Origin of the sequence: Actinomadura rubteroloni (assembly GCF_002911665.1) — a bacterium.
Classification (GTDB): domain Bacteria; phylum Actinomycetota; class Actinomycetes; order Streptosporangiales; family Streptosporangiaceae; genus Spirillospora; species Spirillospora rubteroloni.
The window spans coordinates 710,589-727,705 of sequence record NZ_MTBP01000001.1 but is presented as its reverse complement, the minus strand read 5'-3'; the positions used below and the strand labels follow the sequence as shown (position 1 = coordinate 727,705).

Annotated in this window: 10 protein-coding genes, 1 tRNA gene and 1 pseudogene; 3 read left to right on the top strand and 9 right to left on the bottom strand. The window is 70.6% G+C overall.

The window, feature by feature from the left end; all coding sequences use genetic code 11:
* Positions 1-1,012 precede the first annotated feature (1,012 nt).
* Both BTM25_RS03360 and BTM25_RS03355 read left to right on the top strand, forming a co-directional pair.
* Positions 1,013-1,903 carry an SGNH/GDSL hydrolase family protein gene (locus BTM25_RS03360; protein ID WP_103561274.1) on the top strand — a complete coding sequence of 297 codons (891 nt, stop codon included), beginning with the start codon at positions 1,013-1,015 and terminating at the stop codon, positions 1,901-1,903.
* 243 nt (positions 1,904-2,146) lie between these two features.
* Positions 2,147-2,935, top strand: a complete 789-nt coding sequence (locus BTM25_RS03355; protein WP_103561273.1) for an alpha/beta fold hydrolase — start codon at positions 2,147-2,149, stop codon at positions 2,933-2,935.
* A gap of 127 nt (positions 2,936-3,062) precedes the next feature.
* Here the strand turns inward: BTM25_RS03355 and BTM25_RS03350 are convergent.
* The 6 genes and pseudogenes from BTM25_RS03350 to recF form a co-directional block, all read right to left on the bottom strand.
* Positions 3,063-3,136: transfer RNA gene (locus BTM25_RS03350), tRNA-Ile, on the bottom strand.
* Between the two features lie 178 nt (positions 3,137-3,314).
* Positions 3,315-3,686, bottom strand: a pseudogene (locus BTM25_RS30850) (DUF3566 domain-containing protein); the annotation flags it as partial.
* 693 nt (positions 3,687-4,379) lie between these two features.
* Positions 4,380-6,890, bottom strand: coding sequence for a DNA gyrase subunit A (gyrA, locus tag BTM25_RS03340; RefSeq protein ID WP_103561272.1), 2,511 nt, complete (start codon positions 6,888-6,890; stop codon positions 4,380-4,382).
* A 46-nt stretch (positions 6,891-6,936) separates the two neighbouring features.
* The gene (gyrB, locus tag BTM25_RS03335) at positions 6,937-8,898 is read right to left on the bottom strand and encodes a DNA topoisomerase (ATP-hydrolyzing) subunit B (protein ID WP_407923376.1); all 1,962 of its coding nucleotides are present in this window, start codon (positions 8,896-8,898) and stop codon (positions 6,937-6,939) included.
* 364 nt (positions 8,899-9,262) lie between these two features.
* A complete protein-coding gene (locus tag BTM25_RS03330) occupies positions 9,263-9,853 on the bottom strand; it encodes a DUF721 domain-containing protein (protein ID WP_103561270.1) in 591 nt (196 codons plus the stop codon).
* A gap of 16 nt (positions 9,854-9,869) precedes the next feature.
* Complete coding sequence (gene recF / locus BTM25_RS03325) at positions 9,870-10,994, bottom strand: DNA replication/repair protein RecF (RefSeq protein ID WP_103561269.1); 1,125 nt, start codon at positions 10,992-10,994, stop codon at positions 9,870-9,872.
* Positions 10,995-11,137: 143 nt separating this feature from the next.
* Between recF and BTM25_RS03320 the strand changes: the two genes are divergently transcribed.
* Entirely contained in the window at positions 11,138-11,662 is a 525-nt protein-coding gene (locus BTM25_RS03320) for a GlcG/HbpS family heme-binding protein (protein ID WP_103561268.1), read from the top strand.
* A gap of 50 nt (positions 11,663-11,712) precedes the next feature.
* On the opposite strand, the gene gnd is transcribed toward BTM25_RS03320, so the two are convergent.
* The 3 genes from gnd to dnaA form a co-directional block, all read right to left on the bottom strand.
* On the bottom strand, positions 11,713-12,684 hold the full coding sequence (gnd, locus tag BTM25_RS03315; protein ID WP_146058939.1) for a phosphogluconate dehydrogenase (NAD(+)-dependent, decarboxylating): 972 nt from the start codon (positions 12,682-12,684) through the stop codon (positions 11,713-11,715).
* Positions 12,685-12,717: 33 nt separating this feature from the next.
* Positions 12,718-13,848 carry a DNA polymerase III subunit beta gene (dnaN, locus tag BTM25_RS03310; RefSeq protein ID WP_103561266.1) on the bottom strand — a complete coding sequence of 377 codons (1,131 nt, stop codon included), beginning with the start codon at positions 13,846-13,848 and terminating at the stop codon, positions 12,718-12,720.
* Positions 13,849-14,373: 525 nt separating this feature from the next.
* Positions 14,374-16,821 (bottom strand): chromosomal replication initiator protein DnaA, encoded by a 2,448-nt coding sequence (gene dnaA / locus BTM25_RS03305; RefSeq protein WP_103561265.1) that lies wholly within the window; start codon positions 16,819-16,821, stop codon positions 14,374-14,376.
* Positions 16,822-17,117: the final 296 nt, after the last annotated feature.

Sequence of the window (17,117 nt, the reverse complement as noted above, 5' to 3'; positions counted from 1 at the left end):
CACCTCCGGCACCCCCTCGCAAGCGTGTCGGCGCGACGTTCGGCGGACCACCGCTCGTTCGGACAGGCAGGCGTGGTTATCCACAGGCTGGGGATGACGTTTCCCACAACGGAAGAGGCTGGTGGGCGGGCGATGGCGGCGGTTCGGTCCACAGTGATGTCCCCAGATAGACGGGTTTTCCACGGTCGTTCGGCGGTTGGAGCGCCGCCGAGTCGAGCCTTGTCCACCGGGCCGATCCACGTCCACCCTTTCCACAGGCTGTGGATAACTTCGTGCACAGGGTGTGCGTCGACGGCCCTCGCCGTTGTCCACCGGCCGTCCCCAGCGTCGTCCAGAGGCGCCCGCCGGTTTTCCACCTGGTGGATAACGTTCTGACCAGCCAGAACACCGGCGAATTAGCACTGTGTACACCTGTCGTCCACAGGCTGTGGGCAACTTCGGTCCACAGCGGCCGAAGTCCCGTGGATAACGTTTCCCACCGTCGGTCCCCAGGTTCGTCCCCAGAAGAAATGATCCACACGGCGGACTCCCCGAGGCTCGTTCGCCACGCCGAACAGATCACCCACTTCGTCACAATCCGCTGCGGCCCGGCGGCTCGCGCGCGGTCCGTCCCCAGGCTGTGGACGGACTTTGTCCCCAACCGGGATGCACTGTGGGCGACGAGTTATCCACCGACCGTCCCCAGGTCTTGTCGATCACAGCCCTCTTTCCACCGTCAAAGTCGCAGGTCAGAGGGGTTGCGACAAGACGATCCACAGGTTGTGGATAACTCGCGGGCAGACTGCCCACAGCCTGTGCGCGAACGTGTCCACACGTTATACGCAGCGTCATCCCCAGGTCAGGGACACGGCGCCGATCACCGATGATCCAGTTGGGGGCCGACGTCGGCCCCCGGGCAACTCGTCACCGGTCTGACAGAAAAATGATCGACAACGTGCCTTCCGGGACATAGGTGACGCGCATCACTATGCGGGACAATCGGCTGCCCCACCGCCCCGCCCCGGGAGCCCCCATGCCGCGCCGCACGTCGTCCCTGCTCATGTCCCTGGTCGCGGCGGTCGCGGCCGCGTCCGGCAGCGCCACCGCCGCCCGCGCCGATGAACAACCCGTCCGGTACGTGGCCCTCGGGGACTCGTACACGGCCGCGCCGCTCACGTCCTTCCTCCAGCCCGGCTCGCCGCTCGGCTGCATCCGCGGCGACCTCGACTACCCGACGCTCATCGCCAAGAGCCTGAAACCCGCGTCGTTCAAGGACGTGAGCTGCAGCGGCGCGAAGACGGGCCACATGACGTCCGCGCAGACGTTCTCCGTCGGCGACCCGAACCCGCCGCAGTTCGACGCGCTCACCGCCGACACGACGCTCGTCACGCTGACGATCGGCGGCAACGACATCGGCTTCAGCAAGGCGGTGAAGTGCTTCACGCTCAGCTACAGCGCCCCGGACGGCTCCCCGTGCAAGGACTCGCTCACCGCCGACGGCACGGACCCGTTCCAGCAGAGCATCGCCAAGGCCGCACCGGACGTCGGTCGCGCCCTCGCGGGAATCCACGAGCGATCGCCGAACGCGAAGGTCTTCCTGCTCCTGTACCCGCTCATCCTCCCGGCGGAGGGCACCGGTTGTTTCCCCTGGGTACCGATCGCGAAGGGTGACGTCCCCTACCTGCGCGGCGTCCAGTCGCAGCTCAACGGCATGCTGAAGGACGAGGCGGCGAAGAACGGCGTCACCGTCGTGGACACCACCGCGCCGGGCCACGACACGTGCCAGCCGGACGGGTCCAAGCGCTGGATCGAGGGCGTCCCCACCCAGTGGGCGGCCCCCGCGCACCCCAACCAGAACGGCGAACGCGCGATGGCCGACCTGACCCTGGCCGCCTACCGCGTCGGCTCGTCCACCGCCCGCTGACCTCCGGCGGACGCTGCGTCATCGGTTCCCGCCTGCCCGCATGCACCCCGCCGTACCGGCCGGACGAGTCGCGCACGAGGCGCGGGAGCGGGACGAGCCGGCCGGACGTGATCCTGGAGTCGACACCGAACGTTTCGTGCCTGGTCAGACAGGGGATCGGCGAATCTGTCAGTGGTGCGTGCCAGGGTGTGGTCGCGGGGCCGCCCCCGGTCCGCGTTCGGCTACGACCGGAGGAGCAAGGGCATGAGCACGGTGACGTCGGCGGACGGCACGCTGATCGACTACGACCGGCACGGCGACGGGCCGGCCGTCGTCTTCATCGGCGGCGCCACGCAGTTCCGCGCCATCGACCCGCGCACCGCGGAGGCGGTGAAGCGACTCGGCGACGAAGGGTTCACGGCCGTCAACTACGACCGGCGGGGGCGCGGGCCGTCCGGGGACACGGCGCCCTGGTCGCTGGACCGCGAGGTCGAGGACGTCGCGGCGCTGATCGAGGCCGTCGGCGGCGCGGCGACGCTGTACTCCAGCTCGTCCGGCGCGACGGTCGCGCTGGCGGCGGCCACCGCCGACGTCGGCGTGACCGCCCTCGCGCTCTACGAGCCGCCGTTCTTCGCCGGGGTCGACCAGGCGCACCACATCGACGTCCTGCGCGGCCTGCTGGCCGAGGGCCGCAACGAGGACGCGATGCGCTACAACATGAGCACGGTGATCGGCGTCCCGGCCGAGATCGTGGACGGCATGGCCGCCGAGCCGTGGTGGCCAACGATGATCTCGGTGGCGCCGACGCTGGTCTACGACCTGTCGGCCGTCCACGAGATCAACACCGACCCGGACTGGCGGGCGCGGTGGGCCGACGTGACCGTCCCGGCGATCGTCTACTCGGGCGACCGGACGTTCCCCGGCATGCCCGAGGCCGCCGACGCCACGGCCGCCGCGCTCCCGAACGCCGCCCGCCGCATCCTGCCCGGCCAGGACCACGGCCCGAGCCCGGACGCGCTGATCCCCGTCCTGGTGGAGTTCCTGCGCGGGTGACGGGACAAAGAAGAAGGTCGGCGGAAGGTTCCGCCGACCTGAAAGTGAAGAGTCCGGGGTGGGCCCCGGGGGTGTTCCCCCGAGTCAACACGGGCTCTGTGGGAAGCTGCCTCGGGCAGCGAACATGTGGGCCTAGGTGGACTTGAACCACCGGCCTCATCCTTATCAGGGATGCGCTCTAACCGACTGAGCTATAGGCCCGGATGTGCGCCGCTCTCCGGCGGCGCAACGAGAGATTACCCCATCCGGCGAGGTAACCGGTAATCCGTTACGGGCGGCGGCGCGGGGCGTTCGGCCTCGTCGCGCGTGGCGGGGAAGGGGGTGGCGGGGGGCGGCGGCCTGGGAGCTGGCCGCGCCGGTGATCAGGTGTGCCGGGGGGTTATTCGGCTTCCTTGAGGGTGACCTCGATGCCCCCGACGACGTCGGCGGCGAGGTTGTAGATGACCGAGCCGACCGTCGACAGGGCCGTGATCAGCAGGACGTTCAGCGCGCCGACGAGGACGGTGTAGCCGAAGACGCGGGAGAAGGAGAACCAGTTCCCCGCGTCCACGCCCCCGTTGTCGCCCGGGTTCTTGGTGACGCTGTTGACGGTGTCGCCGATCGCGTCGAACACGCCGAGGCCGGCGAGGATCGCGTACAGGACGACCACCGCGACGATCAGCACCACGAAGCACACCAGCGACATCATGAAGCTGAACTTCATGACCGACCACGGTTCGAGCCGCGCCAGCTGGAGCTGCGCCTTGCGCGCGGGCTTGCCGCCGGACCCGGTGGCCCCGCCGGACCCCGGCCGGGACGAATCGGACGGACGCGACGGCGACCCCATGAACCGGTCCCGCAGCGACGCCCCGAAGCCCGGCACGCGGTTCTGCCCCGACGTCCGCGGGCCGGCGGACGACGGGGGCAGCGGCCCCCCGAACGCCGACGGCGAGGAGGACGGCAACGGATCGTCCGCGCGCACCGCGGGCTGCGGGCCGGTCCGCGCCGCCGACACCGACCCGCCGGGCTCTTTGGGCTGCGTCCAGGCGGGCGCGTCCGTGCTCCGCGACGACGAGCCCACCGGCACCGGCTCGGGATCGGGGCCCGGGAGATCGGCCGGGGCGTCGGGGCGAACGGGGAGGTCGGTCGCCGTCTCCTCGGCGGCGGGCGCCGGGTCGGGCGTGGCCGACGGCTTGGGCTTCCCGCCGGGGCGCCCCCCGTTGCGGGACGCCCCCGATCCGTTGCGGGAGCGTCCCCCCGAGCCCGGCGAACCCGAGCCCGAACCCGGCGAGCCCGACGAGCCGGAGCCCGAACCGTTCCGCTTGGCCGCACCCGGCCGTCCGCCGGACGGGTTCGCACCCGTTCTGCGCGGCGTCCCGGGCGGTTTCGGCCTACCTCCGGAGGGCTTGGCGGGTTCGTTGTCGCCGCCGGGCTGGCTGGTCACATGTCCTCCTGCTCAGCGGACTCAGTCACCTTCGGTCGCCTCGACCTCGGCATCGTCCGCATCCACCTCGGACTCTACGTTCCTCGCGATGGCGACGATGCTGCCGCCTTCGCCGAGGCTCATGAGCCGGACGCCCATCGTCTGCCGGCCGGACTGCTTGATCTCGGCGGCCCGGGTGCGGATGACGCCGCCGCTCGCGGTCATCGCGAACACCTCGTCGTCCGGCCCGGCCATCAGGGCGCCCACCAGCCTCCCGCGGGTCTGGACGATCTTAGCGGTGAGCACGCCCTTGCCCCCGCGCCCCTGCCGCGGGTACTGGTCGATCGGGGTGCGCTTGGCGTAGCCGCCCTCGGTGGCGACCAGGACGTCCTGCCCGTTGTCCTGGACGACGAGCATGTTGAGCACCTCGTGCTCGGGGTCGAACCGCATCCCGATGACGCCGCTGGTGGCGCGGCCCATCGGACGCAGCTCGTCGTCGTCGGCGGGGAACCGGATGGCCTGCGCGCCGGTCGACACCATGATCAGGTCGTCGGAGCCGGAGACGAGCCGCGCCGCGATCAGCTCGTCGTCGTCCAGGAGGTTGATCGCGATGATGCCGCCGGTGCGCGGGGAGTCGAAGTCGCGCAGGGCGGTCTTCTTGACCCGGCCGCGCTTGGTGGCGAGGACGAGATACGGCGCGACGTCGTAGTCCCGCAGGTCCATGACCTGGGCGATGCGCTCGTCCGGCTGGAAGGCGAGCAGGTTCGCGACGTGCTGGCCCCGCGAGTCCCGCCCGGAGTCGGGCAGTTCGTATGCCTTCGCCCGGTACACCCGGCCCTTGTTGGTGAAGAACAGGATCCAGTGGTGGGTCGTGGTCACGAAGAAGTGGTCCACGATGTCGTCCTGCTTGAGCTGCGCCCCGCGCACGCCCTTCCCGCCGCGCCGCTGCGCCCGGTAGTGGTCGGTGCGGGTGCGCTTGGCGTAGCCGCCGCGCGTGATCGTGACGACGACGTCCTCTTCGGCGATGAGGTCCTCGTAGGACACGTCGCCGTCGAACGGGATGATCTCGGTGCGCCGCTCGTCGCCGAACTTCTCCACGATCGGAGCCAGTTCGTCACCGATGATCCTCCGCTGCCGCTCCGGCGACGCGAGGATGGCGTTGTAGTCGGTGATCTCCGCCATGAGCCTGTCGTGCTCGTCGGTGATCGCCTGGCGCTCCAGGGCGGCGAGCTTGCGGAGCTGCATGTCCAGGATGGCCTGCGCCTGGATCTCGTCGATCTCCAGCAGCGTCATCAGGCCCTGCTGCGCCTCCTGCGCGGACGGCGACCGGCGGATCAGCGCGATGACCTCGTCGATGCGGTCCAGCGCCTTGAGCAGGGCGCGCAGGATGTGGGCGCGCTCCTCGGCCTTGCGCAGCAGGTACCGGGTGCGCCGGACGATGACCTCGATCTGGTGGTCCACCCAGTGCCGGATGAACTGGTCGAGGCGCAGCGTGCGCGGCACGCCGTCCACCAGCGCGAGCATGTTCGCGCCGAACGTCTCCTGGAGCTGCGTGTGCTTGTAGAGGTTGTTGAGGACGACCTTCGCGACCGCGTCCCGCTTGAGGACGATCACCAGCCGCTGCCCGGTGCGCCCGGACGTCTCGTCCCGGACGTCGGCGACCCCGTCGAGCTTGCCGTCCTTGACCAGCTCGGCGATCTTCAGCGCGAGATTGTCCGGGTTGACCTGGTATGGCAGCTCGGTGACGACGAGGCACGTCCGGTTCTGGATCTCCTCGACCTCGACCACCGCGCGCATCGTGATCGAGCCGCGCCCGGTGCGGTACGCCTCGTCGATGCCCTTGCGGCCGACGATCAGCCCGGCGGTGGGGAAGTCCGGCCCCTTGATCCGCTCGATGAGGGCTTCGAGCAGTTCCTCGTCGGACGCGCCGTAGTTCTCCAGGAACCACTGGACGCCCTCGGCGACCTCGCGCAGGTTGTGCGGCGGGATGTTCGTCGCCATCCCGACCGCGATGCCCGCCGACCCGTTGATCAGCAGGTTCGGGTACCGCGACGGCAGGACGTCCGGTTCGGCGGACCGGCCGTCGTAGTTGGGGGAGAAGTCGACGGTCTCCTTGTCGATGTCGCGGAGCAACTCCATCGACAGCGGCGCCATGCGGCACTCGGTGTACCGCATCGCGGCCGCGGGGTCGTTGCCGCGCGACCCGAAGTTGCCGTTGCCGTCGACCAGCGGGTACCGCAGCGCCCACGGCTGCGCGAGCCGGACGAGCGCGTCGTAGATCGGGGAGTCGCCGTGGGGGTGGTAGTTCCCCATGACGTCGCCGACGACGCGGGCGCACTTGAAGTAGCCGCGGTCGGGGCGGTAGCCGCCGTCGTACATCGCGTACATGACGCGGCGGTGCACCGGCTTCAGGCCGTCCCGGACATCGGGGAGCGCACGCGAGACGATAACCGACATCGCGTAGTCCAGGTAGCTCTTCTGCATCGAGACCTGGAGGTCGACCGGCTCGATCCGCTCGCCGGGCGCTCCGCCCTCGGTGGTCACGTCCGTCACTTGCAAGACCTCGTTCTACGTGGTGGGAAGAGAGTTCGGCGGGCGCTCAGATGTCCAGGAACCGGACGTCCTTGGCGTTGCGCTGGATGAAGTCGCGCCGGGGCTCGACCTCCTCGCCCATGAGGACGCTGAACAGTTCGTCGGCCTGCGCGGCGTCGTCGAGCTGGACCTGCAGCAGGACGCGCTTCTCGGGGTCCATCGTGGTGTCCCACAGCTCGTTGGCGTTCATCTCGCCGAGGCCCTTGAACCGCTGCACCTGGTCGCGGGGCCGGGGGTCGCGCCGGCCCGCCGCCATGCCGGCCTCGATGATCGCGTCGCGCTCGGAGTCGGAGTAGGCGTAGTCGGCGTCGGTGCCGCGCGAGTCCCACTTGATCTTGTAGAGCGGGGGCTGGGACAGGTAGACGTGCCCGGCCTCGATCAGCGGCTTCATGAAGCGGAACAGCAGCGTGAGCAGCAGGGTGTTGATGTGGTGGCCGTCCACGTCGGCGTCCGACATCAGGATGATCTTGTGGTAGCGGAGCTTCTCGATGTCGAACTCGTCGTGGATGCCGGTGCCGAGCGCCGTGATGATCGCCTGGACCTCGTTGTTCTTGAGGATCCGGTCGATCCGCGCCTTCTCCACGTTGAGGATCTTGCCGCGGATGGGCAGGATCGCCTGGAAGTGCGGGTTCCGGCCGCCCTTGGCCGAGCCGCCCGCCGAGTCGCCCTCGACGATGTACAGCTCCGACTCGCTCGGGTCGGTGGACTGGCAGTCCGACAGCTTGCCGGGCAGCGACGTCGACTCCAGCAGGCTCTTGCGCCGGGTGAGGTCGCGGGCCTGCCGGGCGGCGACGCGGGCGCGGGCCGCCTGCGTGGCCTTGTTGATGATCTCCTTGGCCTCGCCCGGGTTCTCCTCGAACCAGTCGCGCAGGTGCTCGTTGCACGCCTTCTGGACGAACGACTTGGCCTCGGTGTTGCCGAGCTTTGTCTTGGTCTGGCCCTCGAACTGCGGGTCGGCCAGCTTGATCGAGATGATCGCGGTGAGGCCCTCGCGGACGTCCTCGCCGGTCAGGTTGTCGTCCTTGTCGCGCAGCAGGCCCTTGTCGCGCGCGTACCGGTTGACGATCGTGGTCAGCGCCGCGCGGAACCCCTCCTCGTGGGTGCCGCCCTCCGCCGTGTTGATCGTGTTCGCGAACGTGTGGACGGACTCGGAGTACGACGAGTTCCACTGCATCGCGATCTCGACGGACATGCCGTCGGTGTCGTCGTTGAAGTAGATGACCGACTCGTGGACGGCTTCCTTCCGGTTGTTGATGTACCGGACGAAGTCCTCGATGCCGCCCTCGTAGTGGTAGACGACCTCGCGCGCCTTCGGGGCCTCGCCGTCGGGCTCGGGCGCGGAGCCGTCCTCGACGTCGGCCTCGACGTGCCCGCGGCGCTCGTCCCGCAGCGTGATCGACAGGCCGCGGTTGAGGAACGCCATCTCCTGCATGCGGCGCGACAGCGTCTCGAAGTTCCATTCGAGCGTCTCGAAGATGTCGCCGTCGGGCCAGAAGGAGATCGTCGTGCCGGTCTCGTCGGTGGGCTCGCCCTTGGCGAGCGCGGTCTGCGGGCCCTGCCAGTTGTAGGTCTGCCGCCAGTAGTGCCCGTCGACCTTGACGACGGCCTCCAGCCGTGTCGACAGGGCGTTCACGACGGCTGAGCCGACGCCGTGCAGACCGCCGGAGACGGCGTAGGACTTGCCGTCGAACTTGCCCCCGGCGTGCAGCGTCGTCAGCACCAGCTCGATGGCGGGCCGCTTCTCCACCGGGTGCTCGCCGACGGGGATCCCGCGGCCGTTGTCGACGACGCGGACGCCGCCGTCGGCCAGCAGCACGACCTCGATCGTGTCGGCGTACCCGGCCAGCGCCTCGTCCACGGAGTTGTCCACGATCTCGTAGACGAGGTGGTGCAGTCCTCGTTCACCGGTCGAGCCGATGTACATGCCCGGTCGCTTGCGGACCGCTTCAAGTCCTTCGAGGACGGTGATCGAACTAGCGTCGTACGCCAACGGAAGATCCTCCTGCCGGGGAAACCCGACCGCCCCGCGCCGGAGAACGCGGTGTGCCCCGTAACACGTCAGGGCGCCCGTGTCCCCTGCTCTGAACTGGCAGGGCTCCGGGCGACCCTGGGCGGCGCAGCATCCTGAACCCGCCCGTCAGTCTACCGGGTGATGAGGGAAAAAGTGCCACTCGCGAGCGCTGTGCGCTCGTGTGGCGGCCGAGTGGGCGAGGAGGTACATCCCCCCATTCGGCCAGGGGGGTCCTCAAGCCTGTGAGGCGCTCGCTGCGGGAACGGGTGCCCGGACCCCCGAACAGATGTTCCCACCCGCCACTGACAATGGGACGCCCGTCTCAGCGCACCCGCCAGCCGCCCGGACGGCGCGGAGCCGTCGCCGGACCCACCACCTTGACCCGCTTCACCGTGCCCTGCCCCAGCTCCTGGTTCAGCCGTCGGACGAGCTGGGCCGCCAGCGACCGGACCTGCGTCGCCCACGTCGGCGAGTCGGCGGCGATGACCAGTTCGCCGTCCTCGAACCGCTCCGGCCGCGTGTGCTCGGCGAGGACCGGCCCGACGATGCCCGGCCAGTTCCCGAACACCCCGCCGACCGCCGCGCGCTGCTCCCAGCCCCGGTCGGCCAGCAGGTCGCGGATCGCGCCCCCGAACGGGCGCGGATCCCCGCCGCGCCCCGGCATCCGCCCCGGCGCCGGCACCCGCGCCCTCTTCTTGCCCTGGCCCGGCAGGGTGCCGCGCTTGCGGGCGTCCGCCTTGGCCTGCGCCAGCGCCTCCCGCGCCAGATCCGCCCCCGACTTGACGGCACCCCCGCCCCCACCCGGCGCGGCGGGCGCGGCGTCTCCGCTCGCGGGCACGGCGTCGTCCGTCGGCTGCGGACGGGTCGTACGCGGGACGGGGATGTCGTCCACAGGCTGGGGATCGTCGGTCATGGGTTCCTCCCGGGCGTCAGGCGGGGACGATCTTGCCGTCCGCCACCGCGTACGACATTCCGGTCAGTTCGGTGGGGACGTCGGCGGGGACGGCCGCGGTGATCAGGACCTGTTCGGCCGGGGCGACCATCGTGGCGAGGCGGCTGCGGCGGCCCGCGTCCAGTTCGGCGAACACGTCGTCCAGGATGAGGACGGGGTCGTCGCCGTCCGCGCGCAGCAGCTCGAACGCCGCCAGCCGCAGCGCGAGCGCGAACGACCAGGACTCGCCGTGGCTGGCGTAGCCGCGCGCGGGCAGGTCGCCGAGGCCGAGCAGCAGTTCGTCGCGGTGCGGGCCGACCAGGCTGACGCCGCGTTCCAGCTCCTGTTTGCGCGCGTCCGCGACGGCCGTCAACAGGCGGTCCGCGAGTTGTCCCCGGTCTGTGGACAACTCCTCGTCGCCGAGCGAGCTGCGGTAGCGGAGGGCCGCGGCGTCCGAGTGCGGGGCCAGCTCGGCGTACGCGGCGGCGGCGAGCGGACGCAGCGCCGCCGTCAGCTCCAGCCGCGCCGCGAGCAGTTCGGCGCCGGTGCGGGCGAGGTGCGCGTCCCAGACCTCCAGCGTCGCGATGACCTCCGCGCCGGGTGCCCGGCGGTGCGCCGCCGCCGATTTCAGCAGCGCGTTCCGCTGCTTGAGCACGCGGTCGTAGTCGGAGCGGACGCCCGCGAAGCGCGGGGCGCGCAGCGTCAGCAGCTCGTCCAGGAACCGGCGGCGCTCTCCGGGGTCGCCCTTGACCAGGGAGAGGTCCTCGGGGGCGAACAGGACGGTCCGCAGCATCCCCAGGATCTCGCGCGGGCGGGGGACGGGGGAGCGGTTCAGCCGCGCCCGGTTCGCCCTCCCCGGGTTGATCTCCAGTTCGACCAGGGCCTTGCGCCCGTCCTTGACCAGACCCGCGCGGACGACCGCGCGCGGCGCCCCCTGCCGGACGAGCGGCGCGTCGGACGACGCGCGGTGGCTGCCGTGCGCCGCGACGTACCCGACGGCCTCCACCAGGTTCGTCTTGCCCTGCCCGTTCGGCCCCACGAACGCGGTCACGCCGGGCTCGAACGCGACCTCGGCGGTGGCGTAGGAGCGGAAGTCCTGAAGCGACAGGTGGGCGACGTACACGAGACACGAGCGTAGGCCCTGCGCCCGGCGCCCCGCCCTCCTTCCCCAACCCTGTGGATAACCCCGACCCGCGCTCGCGATTACCTTCCGTGCCCGTGAGGGATACATCACGTGTTCACCAAGATCAACATCGGGAGCAGAGCATGACCACCAGGCATCTCGTCGGGACGGCCGCCGCGCTGGGCGCCCTCGTCGCCGGATCGCTGGCGGCCGCGCCGGCCGCGTCCGCCGACGCCGACCTCTTCGGCCACCACGCGCGCCACCACGGCTACGTCGCCTCGGAGACGGTGCTGTCGAACGACGCGCTGGCCCGCGCGTCCAAGGCGCTGGTGAGATCGGCCCGCCGCCACGGGAACCAGCTCGTGACGATGGTCATCATGGATCGGTCCGGCGTCATCCGGCTCGTGGTCCGGACGGTGAACGCCGGGCCGCAGACCTACGAGTCCGCCAAGCGGAAGGCGTACACGGCCGTCGCGTTCGGACGCCCCACCAGCGCCCTGGCCGGCAACGAGACCATCAAGCAGATCCCGGGGACGCTCGTCCTGCCCGGCGGCGTGCCCGTCATCCACCGGGGCTTCCCGATCGCGGGCATCGGCGTCGGCGGCGCGCCCGACGGCCGGATCGACGAGTCCATCGCCAACGACGTCCTCGCGGCCGTCCGGGGCTGAGACTCGCGCCCCGGACGGCCGACGAAGCCGTCCGGGGCCGTCCGGGGCCGTCAGACGGGCGGCGGCGGCACGTCGGCGCCGGGGGAGTCGGCCCCCTTCGCCCCCTCGACCGCGTGCCCGCCGAACTGGTTGCGCAGGGCGGCGACGACCTTCATCGCGGGCGAGTCGTCCTGCCGCGAGGAGAACCGGGCGAACAGCGACGCGGTGATCGCGGGCAGCGGGACGGCGTGGTCCACGGCGGCCTGGACCGTCCACCGCCCCTCACCGGAGTCGTTGGCGTATCCACGGATCTCGTCGAGCTGTGGATCGTCGGCGAGCGCCCGGTTCATCAGGTCCAGCAGCCAGGACCGGATGACCGTGCCCTCCTGCCAGCTCCGGAACGTCTCCGGCACGTTCGTGACGACGTCGGACGCCTCGATCAGCTCGTAGCCCTCGCCGAACGCCTGCATCATCGCGTACTCGATGCCGTTGTGGACCATCTTCACGAAGTGCCCGGCGCCGACCTTCCCGGAGTGGACGAAGCCGTACTCCCCCTCCGGCTTCAGCGTCTCGAAGACCGGCATCAGCCGGTCGACGTGCTCCTGCTCACCGCCGACCATCAGCGCGTAGCCGTTCTGGAGGCCCCACACGCCGCCGCTGACGCCGCAGTCCACGAACCCGACGCCGATGGCGCGCAGCTCGTCGCCGTGCTTCTGGTCGTCCACATAGTGGGAGTTGCCGCCGTCCACGATGACGTCGCCGGGCTGCAAGAGCTTCCCCAGGCTGTGGACGGTGTCGCGGGTCGGCTGCCCGGCCGGCACCATCACCCACACGGCGCGCGGCGGGGCGAGGCGCTCGACCAGCTCCTCCAGGGAGCCGACGTCGCTGACCTTCGGATCGCGGTCGAACCCGACGACCGTGTGGCCTCCGCGACGCAGGCGTTCGGCCATGTTGCCGCCCATCCTGCCCAGGCCGATCATGCCCAGCTCCATGCTCCGACTCCCCTTGTGGACGACTGTGGACGACGTTTTCTCCGTCCACATCCGATGATCCCGCTATGCCCCCGATATTTCTCCCTACCCCGTCAGACGCACCGGCATGATGAGGTACCGGTAGTTCGGGTTCTCGCCGTCCTGCGGCGGCTTCCCGGTGAGGACGGCCGGCTTGGTCGGCGTGGTGAACGACAGCCGCGCCGTGTCCGAGCCGATCGCCGACAGCCCGTCGAGCAGGAACCCGGGGTTGAAGGCGATGTCGATGTCCTCGCCCTCCAGCGTGGCCTCCAGCGCCTCGACGGCCTGCGCCTCGTCGCCCGTCCCGGCCTCCAGCACGACCTCGCCCTGGCGGAACGACAGCCGCACCGGCGTGTTGCGCTCGGCGACCAGCGAGACGCGCTTGACGGCCTCGATGAACGGCGCGGTGGTGACCTCGGCGAGGCCCGCGTACTCGCTCGGCAGCAGCGAGCGGTACTTGACGAAGTCGCCGTCGAGCAGCCGGGACGTCGTGCGCCGTCCGCCGCCCTCGAAGCCGATCATGCCCTCGCCCGCGCCGCCGCCGGTGGCCGCGAGCGCGATCGACACCTCGGCGCCGGCGGTCAGCGACTTGGCCGTGTCCGCGAGCGTCTTGGCGGGCACCAGCGCGACGGACGCGAAGTCCGGCCGCTCCGGCTTCCAGTGCAGTTCGCGGACCGCGAGGCGGTAGCGGTCGGTCGAGGCGAGCGTGACGGTCTCGCCCTCGATCTCGACGCGGACGCCGGTCAGCATGGGGATCGTGTCGTCGCGTCCGGCGGCGATGGCGACCTGGGCCACGGCCGCGGCGAACTCGTCGCTGCCGACCGCGCCCGCCGCCGGGGGCATCTCCGGCAGCGTCGGGTAGTCCTCCACAGGCATCGTCATGAGGGTGAACTTCGCGCTGCCGCAGCGGAGCATCACCTTGGCCCCGTCCGTGGTGACTTCCACAGGGTGGGGAGGAAGGCTGCGCGAGATCTCGGCGAGCAGCCGTCCGGACACCAGGGCCGTGCCCGGCTCCTCGGTCTCGATGTCGGTGGCGACCTGAGCGGACACCTCGTAGTCGAACGCCGACAGCTTCAGCCGGTCTCCGGCCGCGATGTGCATCCCGGCGAGCACGGGGACCGGGGGGCGCACCGGGAGGGTGCGCGCCGTCCAGGCCACGGCGTCGGCCAGGGCGTCTCTGTCGATGCGGAACTTCACGGAACCCGCCTCCTGCAGGTGTCGGACAGCGTGCGGTGCGCAGGCCCTGGGACGCGCTCGGCGCGCGTTTTCCCCAGGCCCTGATTTGAGCTGTTCTTTTTCTTGGTTAGAGACAAGGGGTAGTACTCGTAGTAGGGGCTGTGGATACTGGGGACAACCCGTGTTTCCGCAGGTGAGACCGCGAATCGTCGTCCCCAGGCCCTGTGGGTGGACGGTGGACGACGGAGGACGGCCTGGGGACGGCCGATCCTGTCCCCACAGGTCATCCCCACGTCATCCACCGGTTGTCCACGGGTTGTCCCCAGATCATTTTCGTCGGCGTCGCCGAGCCGGATTCGGTCCTGCGGTGTCCACAGTTCGTCCCCAGGACTTCCACAGGTTGTCCACGGCTTCGTCCCCATGATGCCGGGCGGCCGTCCACAGGGGTCGGCAAACCGTCCACACTTCATCCACACGTCTTCCTCAGGTTTTCCACGGGCGATCCCCAGGTTGTCCCCAAGGTTGTCCACAGGGTGTGCGTGGCGGTCAGTGCTTACGGGCCTGGTGCTTGATCCGGCCCGTAAGCTCCGTCACCTGGTTGTAGATGGCCCGCCGTTCGGCCATCAAGCTGCGGATTTTACGTTCCGCATGCATGACGGTCGTGTGGTCGCGCCCCCCGAACTGGGCGCCGATTTTGGGTAGAGATAGGTCGGTTAGTTCCCGGCACAGGTACATCGCTATTTGCCTGGCGGTCACAAGCATCCTCGACCTGGACGGTCCACAGAGGTCTTCGATCGTCGTCCCGAAGTACTCCACAGTCTGCGCCATGATCATCATGGCAGTGATCTCCGGACCGGAGTCGTTGGGGATGAGGTCCTTCAGGACGATGCCCGCGAGCTTCATGTCGACCGACTGCCGGTTCAGGCTCGCGAACGCCGTCACCCGGATCAGCGCGCCCTCCAGCTCGCGGATGTTCGTCGCGATCTGCGAGGCGATGAACTCCAGGACGTCCGGCGGCGCCGCCAGGCCCTCCTGCCGCGCCTTCTTCTGCAGGATCGCGATGCGCGTCTCCAGCTCGGGCGGCTGGACGTCCGTCGTGAGGCCCCACTCGAACCGGTTGCGGAGACGGTCTTCCAGCGTCACCAGCTCCTTGGGGGGACGGTCGCTGGAGATCACGATCTGCTTGCTCGCGTTGTGGAGGGTGTTGAACGTGTGGAAGAACTCCTCCTGCGTCTGTTCCTTGCCCTCCAGGAACTGGATGTCGTCCACGAGCAGGATGTCCACGTCCCGGTAGCGGCGGCGGAACCCGTCCGCCTTGCCGTCCCGGATCGAGTTGATGAAGTCGTTCGTGAACTCCTCGGAGCTGACGTACCGGACGCGCGCCCCGTTGAACAGACTCTGCGCGTAGTGGCCGATCGCGTGCAGCAGGTGCGTCTTGCCGAGGCCGGAGTCGCCGTAGATGAACAGCGGGTTGTACGCCTTGGCGGGCTGCTCGGCGACCGCCACGGCCGCCGCGTGCGCGAACCGGTTGGACGAGCCGATGACGAACGTCTCGAACGTGTACTTCGGGTTCAGCCGGTCGTGCTGCTGGGCCGCCGCGCCGCCCTTGCCCTTGCGGGACGCGGGGTCGTCGCCGGCGTCCGGCTCGGCGGGCTCGCGGCCGGTGCCCTGCGGCTCCTGCTGCCCGCCCCCCGGACGGGACGGGGCGCCGAGCGTGCGGTCGTTCAGGTGGGAGCCGCCCTGGAGCTGCGGCGGGACGGACGGGACGCCGCCCTTCTCGTACCCGCCCTGCCCGTCGTAGGGGTCGTCGAAGCTATCGGTCCCGGGAAGCGGTCGTCCGCCCCGGCCGCCGGTATAACTGCCGGCGCCCTCGAACGGGCCGCGTCCGCCGTACGCCGGAGGACGGGCGCCCGCCGGGTAGCCGCGCTCGACGTCGAGCTGCTGGCCCTCCCGGTCGCGCGGGTCACGCAGCTCCAGGTCACGCGGATCCCGCGCGTCGCGCAGTTCGACGTCGCGGGGATCCCGCGCGTCCCGGGTTTCGCGGTCGCGGGCTTCGGCGTCCCGTGGCTCTCGCCCGTCGCGCAGGTCGCGGGTTCCCAATTCGCGCGGGTCACGCGCATCGCGCAGGTCGCGGGGTCCCAGCTCGCGTGAGTCCCGTGCGTCGCGGGGTTCGAGTTCGCGCGAATCCTGCGGGTCGCGTGGTTCGAGGTCCCGCGGGTCTCGTGCGTCGCGGGGTTCAAGGCCCCGCGCCTCACGGGTCTCAAGGTCGCGCGGTTCGCGCTTGCCGCGAGCGTCGCGGTCGCGCGGTTCCCGGGCGTCGCGGTCCCGTGGCTCGCGCCCGTCGCGGTCACGGGGTTCGCGTCCGTCGCGGGATTCGCGGGATTCGCGGGGTTCGCGGGCGTCCCGGTCGCGGGGCTCACGGCCGTCGCGCGGGTCGCGGTCGCGGGGCTCGCGGTCGCGCGGGTCTCGGGCGTCGCGGTCGCGTCCGTCGCGCGGCGGCCAGCCGCGATCGTCCTCATCCTGTGGATAACCGCCCGGCGTGGGACCGGGGACGCCGTGCTGGGGACGTCCGCCGAAACCCTGGTCCTTATAAGAAGGTTCGCCGTACCCGCGGTCGCCGTACTCGCGGTCGTAGGAACGGTCCTCCGTGCCGTACGGCTTCTCGGGATACGGCTCGGCGCCGTGGTCGCGGCGCCCGCCCGGGGCGCCCTGGTCGCGGTCGGCGGGCGGCGGGGGCGGCTCGGGCTGGACGGTCACCGCGACGCGGATCTCCCGGCCCAGCTCGTGGGAGAGCGCCTGCGTGATGAGGTCGCGCAGGCGCGTTTCCAGGGCGTCCTTGGCGAACTCGTTGGGGGCGGCGAGCAGCGCGGTGCCCTCGATCAGGGCCAGCGGACGGACGAGCGGGAGCCACGCACGGTAGCTCGGGGCCAGGTCGCGCTCGGCCAGGGAGGAGAGGGCGCGTACCCAGACCGACCCGAGATCCTGACCGTCCATGCGCAAGGTCCCTCCCCCACTGCTCCGCTCACCGGAGCGTCTACCGCCCGGCCGTCACGACGGTTGCGGATCGTCTCTGCGAGCACGGTGCCGCCGCGGAAGCCCTTACTCTCTCATGAGTTGTCCACAGAGTTGTCCACATGCTGTGCATGACGGTGGAGTCCCCTGTGTAAAACCCCACAGCAGGGAACGAGCGACTTCTGGGACGTGGTGAGGCGGTGACCGCCGCGGAGCGCGGGGCAAGGGGAACAAGGCCGTTCGGACGTCGCCGATACGGCGAGAGGCACGACACTAAC

Coding starts and splice junctions, on each gene's coding strand:
- BTM25_RS03330 (WP_103561270.1), bottom strand. CDS start 9,853: ATGACCGACGATCCCCAGCCTGTGGACGACATCCCCGTCCCGCGTACG.
- BTM25_RS03320 (WP_103561268.1), top strand. CDS start 11,138: ATGACCACCAGGCATCTCGTCGGGACGGCCGCCGCGCTGGGCGCCCTC.
- dnaA (WP_103561265.1), bottom strand. CDS start 16,821: ATGGACGGTCAGGATCTCGGGTCGGTCTGGGTACGCGCCCTCTCCTCC.
- BTM25_RS03360 (WP_103561274.1), top strand. CDS start 1,013: ATGCCGCGCCGCACGTCGTCCCTGCTCATGTCCCTGGTCGCGGCGGTC.
- gnd (WP_146058939.1), bottom strand. CDS start 12,684: ATGTGGACGGAGAAAACGTCGTCCACAGTCGTCCACAAGGGGAGTCGG.
- BTM25_RS03355 (WP_103561273.1), top strand. CDS start 2,147: ATGAGCACGGTGACGTCGGCGGACGGCACGCTGATCGACTACGACCGG.